Consider the following 6110-nt stretch of genomic DNA (forward strand, 5'->3'; position numbering starts at 1 on the left):
CGCGTACGCACCAGGAAGGAATGGGCGACGGCGTCGATGCGCGACATCTATCTGCATCCGACCGTGGCGCGCCTGGCGCTCCATCTGGGCGGGGCGGAGGAGATGACAACGGCCACCAATGAGCCTGTCCTCACCCGCCGGGCCTCGAATTTTGCCTACTGGACCTGCGGCGCCGCGCAGCTGCTGTTCTACGGGCTCTACAGCTATGTCGCTTTGTGGGCGATCAATGGCGGCCTCAACTGGATGTATGACGCGCTCGACGATCCGCTGCAGCTCTATATCAGGTGCGTGGTGCTCTCGACCGGCGTGTTCTTCGGCATGACGGGCTTCGCCGTCCTTGCGAAATGGGTGCTCATCGGCCGCTGGAAGGCAGAGGCCTTTCCCATCTGGGGCCTGCGCTACTATCGCTTCTGGATCGTCAAGACACTGATCCGCACCGCGCCCGTCGTCCTGTTCCGCGGCAGCCCGCTCTACAGCTTCTATCTGCAGCTTCTGGGCACCAGGATCGGGAAAAACGCGGTCATCGAATCCAAATCCGTACCCGTCTGCACGGATCTGATTTCAATTGGCGCCAACACCATCCTGCGCAAGGAATCGCTGATTCTCGGCTTTCGCGCGCAGTCCGGCTACATCCATATGGGTCCGCTCTCCATCGGCCGCGATGCCTTCGTGGGTGTGGGTTCAACGCTCGACATCGACACCGCGATCGGCAACGGCGCCCAGCTCGGCCATGCGTCCGCGCTGCTGCGCGGGCAAAGCATCCCGGACGGTGAACACTGGCATGGGTCGCCGGCCGTGCCGACCACGGCCGACTATTGCAAGGTGCGCAATGTCGATCCTTCCAACATCCGCCGCTTCCTCTTCGAAGCGGTCCAGCTGATCGGGCTGTTTGCCGTTGTCATCCCGCTGCCGCTGCTGTTCCACAGCTATTGGGAGAATGTCGGCGACGACTATCAGGAGACAATCGGCCTTGTCGCGATCGGCACCACGGTCACGCTTTTCGGCTATATCGCGGTGGCCTTCCTGGCAGCGACGCTGGTGCCGCGCCTGGTCAGCTTGCTGTTGAAACCCGGCCGCACCTACACGCTTTACGGCTTCCGCTACTGGCTGCAGACCGCCGCCGAATTCACCAGCAACTCCCGCGTGCTCGGCCTCCTGTTCGGCGACAGCTCGGCGATCGTGCACTATATCAGCGCCATCGGCTGGAACCTCAACAAGGTGGTGCAGACAGGTTCCAACTTCGGCAGCAACCAGCAGCACGAAAACCCGCTTCTGTGCGAGATCGGCACCGAGACCATGGTGTCGGACGGATTGTTCATGATCAACATGCACAAATCCGCCTCCGCCTTCCGGCTCGAGCCGACGCGCATCGGCGAGCGCAACTATCTCGGCAACAACATCTACTATCCGCCGGACGGGCGCACCGGCGACAACGTCCTGCTCGGCACCAAGGTGATGATCCCCATCGATGGGCCGTTGCGCGAGAATGTCGGGCTTCTCGGTTCGCCTGCCTTTGAAATCCCGCGCATGGTCAACCGCGACAAGGAACTCATCGCTGGCGTCGACGAGGCTGACCGGCGCCAGCGCATCCGGCACAAGAACCGCCACAACCTGGTGACGATCCTTCTGTTCATCGCAACGCAATGGGTCATGCTGTTCGCCACGCTGGCGATCTGGGATCGGGCGCTGAACTACTACACCGAATGGGCTGAGGTGGCGCTGTTCGTCGCCGTGCTCCTGACCTCGGCGATCACCATTCCGTTCTACATCCTGGTCGAGCGGGCCAGCCTTGGTTTTGGCCGGTTGAAGCCGCAAATGACGACGATCTACGACGTCGCGTTCTGGCGCCACGAACGCCACTGGAAGCTCGCGGATTCGCCGATCGTGCGCCTGTTCAGCGGCACGCCGTTCCGGCCGATGATCCTGCGCCTGCTCGGCGTCAAGGTCGGCAAGCGCGTCTATGACGGCGGCAGCAACCTGACCGAGCGCTCGCTGGTCGAGATCGGCGACGACGTCACCCTCAACGAGGGCTGCGTCATCCAGGCCCATTCGCTGGAGGAAGGCGCGTTCAAGTCCGATTACATCCGCATCGGCAATGGCTGCACGCTCGGGCCTTCAGCCTTTGTCCACTACGGCGTCGTGATGGGCGAAGGCTCGGTGGCCGATGTCGATTCCTTCGTGATGAAGGGTGAAGAGCTGGAGCCCTACTCCATATGGCGCGGCAACCCGGCCAAGCTGCATCGCTTCGTCGAGCCGATCACCGACGATGGCTCCCGGGCTTCGGCTTGAAGAAGGCATCGGCTTGAAGAGCGCGGACATCCGTCTCGTTTCCGTGACCGGGGCCAACCGTGCCCTGGTCGCGGCCCTGGAGCTTGCTCCGGAGCAGATGGATTTCGTCGCCAGCAATGCGGAGTCGCTGGAAGAAGCCGAAACCGACGAAGACGCGCGGCCGCGCGTCATAATGGCCGGGACCCGTATCGTCGGGTTCCTGATGTACGATGCGTCGGAAGACGAGGCGCTGGTCTACCGCTTCATGATCGACCGCGCCCAGCAAGGCAAAGGCTATGGCAAGGCTGCATTGCGCGCCTTGCTCGACGAGATCGGCAATCTCGCCCATGTGCGCGAGGTTTCGATCTGCTACGAGCCCGAGAATGAGGCCGCACGCCACCTCTATCGCGCCGCCGGCTTCGTGGAACAAGGCATCGACGAGGACGGAGAAATGATCGCGGTCCTCGGCCTTGTCGCAGGGATGAGCGATCTGTGACGCCCTCCCCCGAAATCGCGCTTGCGCAAACATCCCTGCTGCAGGCGATGATCGCCATCGCGCCCGCCAGTGTCCGGGTCGGATGCCGGGTCATAAGCGACGGCGACGAGGCCCATCTCTTGCCCAAGGAAGCGCATTCCATCCCCGCGCATCAGCCGGCCATGCGGCGGGCCAGCGGAGCAGCGCGCTTGATCGCGCACGGGTTGTTGACAGAACTTGGCGTCAACGACGTCGCCATCCTGCGCGCGCCAGCGGGCGCGCCGGTCTGGCCCGAGGGGATAACGGGATCGCTGGCTCACGACGACGAAATGGCCGTGGCGACGGTTGCGCCCGTTGGCCACATCCGTTCACTGGGCATCGACGTCGAGCCCGCGCAGCCTCTCCCCGACGACATCTTCGCGCTCGTTGCAATCCCTTCAGACAGGATAGAGGCCGCGGACCGGCATCTTGCCGGCCGCATCCTCTTTGCCGCCAAGGAAGCCGTCTACAAGGCCGTCTATCCGCTCGATCGCGAGGTGCTGGGCTATGAGGACATCACCGTCGACTTGAACGCAGGCCACGCGACGACGACGACAGGCCGCAAAGCCAGCCTCGCCTATTGCGTTGCCCCGCGTGTGGTCGTGTTGGCGTTTATCGATGGAGATGCGCGATAGCGCGCAGCCCTATTCGCCAACAATTTCCGTATAGTCCCTCACCTCGCCGTCGAGCCCGCGCAGCCGCCAGTTCTCCCCGTCCCGCGCCTCGACATAGCAAGGCCCGATCGGCACCTTGCCGCCGCCTTCCGGGAGGTCGAGCACATAGACGGGGTTGCAGATACCCGACAGCCGTGCCCGCAGCGCGCCGGCCAGCGCCTGGCCCTGCGCAATCGTCGTGCGCCTGTGCGCCATGCCGCGCGCGAGGTCGCCATGGTGGAGGTAATAGGGTTTGACGCCGAGCCGATACATTAGCTCGCGGCAGAGCTCCTCCAGCACCTCGACCATGTCGTTGACGCCCTTGAGCAGAACGCTCTGGTTGAGCAGCACGAAGCCGGCATGGCGCAGCGTGCGGCAGGCCATCTCGGTCGCGGATGTGATCTCGCGCGCGTGGTTGAAATGGGTGACCACGGTGACCATCAGCCGACCCTGCAGGGCCGCGACCAGCCCAGACGTGATGCGCGACGGCAGCGCCACCGGAACGCGCGTGTGGATGCGCAGCAGACGCACATGCGGGATCGCTTCGATGCGCGCGAGGATTTCGGCCAGTGCCTTGTCGGGCAGCGACAGCGGATCGCCGCCGGTCAGGATCACCTCGCGGATTTCGGGATGGTCCGATATATAGGCCAGCGCCGGTTCCAGCGCCTCGCGCGTATAGCCACGGCCGATCGAGGTCAGCGATTCCTTGCGGAAGCAGAACCGGCAATAGACCGCGCATTGATAGGTCGGGAACAACAGCACCCGGTCGGCATGGCGATGCGTCAATCGCGGCACCGGGCTGAAGTCATGGTCGGCGATCGGGTCGTCGAGCTCGCCGTCCGCCTGCTCCAGTTCGCCCGGCGACGGGATGACCTGCGCCCGGATCGGGTCGACGGGGTCGTTCCAGTCGATCAGGTCGAGATAGGCTTTGGGAATGCGCACCTTGTGGTTCGCCGCCGCGGCTTGAGCCGCCGCGCGCTCGGCCGGCGACAGCGGCAGGGAGGCGAGATCGCGCACATGGCGCACGCCGGCGCGGACGTCGGCCTGCCAGGCAGTGTCGGGGTCGGCGGGCGCATCGTGGAGGTTGGTGTCTGAAGGCATCGGAGTTTCTCGGGGCAATTCTGGCGGTGCTATCGGCCGGATGGGCGGGCGCGTCAACCACGTGCATTGCCGCAGATTGTCAGCGCTGTGATCCTTCGCGCCAACCTTGCCGCCCACCAACTTTCGCCGCATCGACCACGCCAGCAATTTCAGGCAAGCTCACACGCGACAGCGCCGCATGGGGAAGATGCGGCGGCGCCAGGGAGGACTGCCATGACCAAGACACCGGCGCCGCCGCCGCGCTACACCGATGCCATTGCGCACTTTCGTATCGAGGATGAGATCGCAAAACTTCAGGGTGATCCCGCCACGGGCATCAATGCCTGCATCGAATGCTGCGATCGCCACACCGGGCAAAACCGGCTGGCGTTGCGCGCCATCTCCGCCGGTGGAGAACTGCGGGAATTCACCTTCGATGACCTCAAGGACATGTCCGCGCGCGTCGGCAATGTCCTCAAACAGGCCGGCGTCGGCCGCGGCGACGTCGTCGCCGGCATGCTGCCGCGCATTCCCGAACTGGTGGCGCTCATCCTCGGCACCTGGCGCATCGGCGCGGTCTACCAGCCGCTCTTCACCGCCTTCGGACCGAAGGCCATCGACCACCGGCTGAAGACCAGTAGCGCCAAGCTCGTCGTCACCAACACAGCCAATCGCGGCAAGCTCGACGAGGTGGAGGATTGCCCCGAGGTCGCGACCATCCTTGCCCCCGGCGAAGCCTTGCCGGCTGAAGACATCGACTTCCGCGCTGCGTTCGCCGCCGCCTCACCCGAGTGCCAGCCGGTGATGCGCAGGGGCGACGATTTGTTCATGATGATGTCGACCTCGGGCACGACAGGGTTCCCCAAGGGCGTGCCGGTGCCGCTCAGTGCGCTGATGGCTTTTGGCGCCTATATGCGCGATGCCATCGGCCTGAGGCCCGACGACGTCTTTTGGAACATCGCCGATCCCGGCTGGGCCTACGGCCTCTACTACGCCATCACGGGTCCCCTGCTGCTCGGCATCGCCACGACCTTCAATGAGGGCGCCTTCACCGCCAAGAGCACCTACGACATCATCGAGCGCCTCGGCGTCACCAGCCTTGCCGGTTCGCCCACCGCCTTCCGTCTGCTGCTGGCCGAAGGACCCGAGGCAGCTGCCCGCGTCAAGGGCCGGCTGCGCGTGGTGAGCAGCGCCGGCGAGCCGCTCAACCCGGAAGTGATCCGCTGGTTCGACGCCCATCTCACCGCCCCGATCCATGACCATTACGGCCAGACCGAGAACGGCATGATGGTCAACAACCATCACGGCCTGTCGCACCCCGTGCGCCACGGCTCGGCCGGCTTTGCCATGCCGGGCTACCGCATCGTCGTGCTCGACGAAGCGGGCCAGGAGCTTGGCCCCAACCAGCCCGGCATCCTCGCCGTCGACATCGCCAACTCGCCGCTGCGCTGGTTCGGCGGCTATCACCAGGCCGAAACCCCGGCCATAGCCGGCGGCTTCTACCGCACCGGCGACACGGTCGAGTTCGAGCCCGATGGTTCGATCAGCTTCATAGGCCGCGCCGACGACGTCATCACCTCCGCCGGCTACCGCAT

General features: G+C 64.8%; 5 protein-coding genes. 4 read left to right on the top strand and 1 reads right to left on the bottom strand.

The annotated features are described in order from the left end of the window. The 3 genes from EN935_RS18740 to EN935_RS18750 all read left to right on the top strand — a co-directional run. Nucleotides 1-2289, top strand: a 2289-nt coding sequence (locus tag EN935_RS18740; RefSeq protein WP_281040344.1) for a Pls/PosA family non-ribosomal peptide synthetase, incomplete at its 5' end; no start/stop codon positions are given. 13 nt (nt 2290-2302) lie between these two features. After that, complete coding sequence (locus tag EN935_RS18745; protein ID WP_245489003.1) at nt 2303-2764, top strand: GNAT family N-acetyltransferase; 462 nt, start codon at nt 2303-2305, stop codon at nt 2762-2764. Then, nucleotides 2761-3417: a 4'-phosphopantetheinyl transferase superfamily protein gene (locus EN935_RS18750; protein WP_245469036.1), complete on the top strand. Its 657-nt coding sequence runs from the start codon at nt 2761-2763 to the stop codon at nt 3415-3417. Before EN935_RS18745 ends, EN935_RS18750 begins: the two co-directional genes overlap by 4 nt. A 9-nt stretch (nt 3418-3426) precedes the next feature. Here the strand turns inward: EN935_RS18750 and EN935_RS18755 are convergent, their stop codons facing one another. Continuing rightward, entirely contained in the window at nt 3427-4536 is a 1110-nt protein-coding gene (locus EN935_RS18755) for a KamA family radical SAM protein (protein ID WP_127265977.1), read from the bottom strand. 213 nt (nt 4537-4749) lie between these two features. Here EN935_RS18755 and EN935_RS18760 point away from each other — a divergent pair. Next, a partial coding sequence (locus EN935_RS18760) for an AMP-binding protein (protein WP_127373507.1) occupies nt 4750-6110 on the top strand: 1361 nt, incomplete at its 3' end.

The sequence above is a fragment of the Mesorhizobium sp. M7D.F.Ca.US.004.03.1.1 genome (genome assembly GCF_003998635.1).
In the GTDB taxonomy this organism is placed as follows: Bacteria; Pseudomonadota; Alphaproteobacteria; order Rhizobiales; family Rhizobiaceae; genus Mesorhizobium; species Mesorhizobium loti.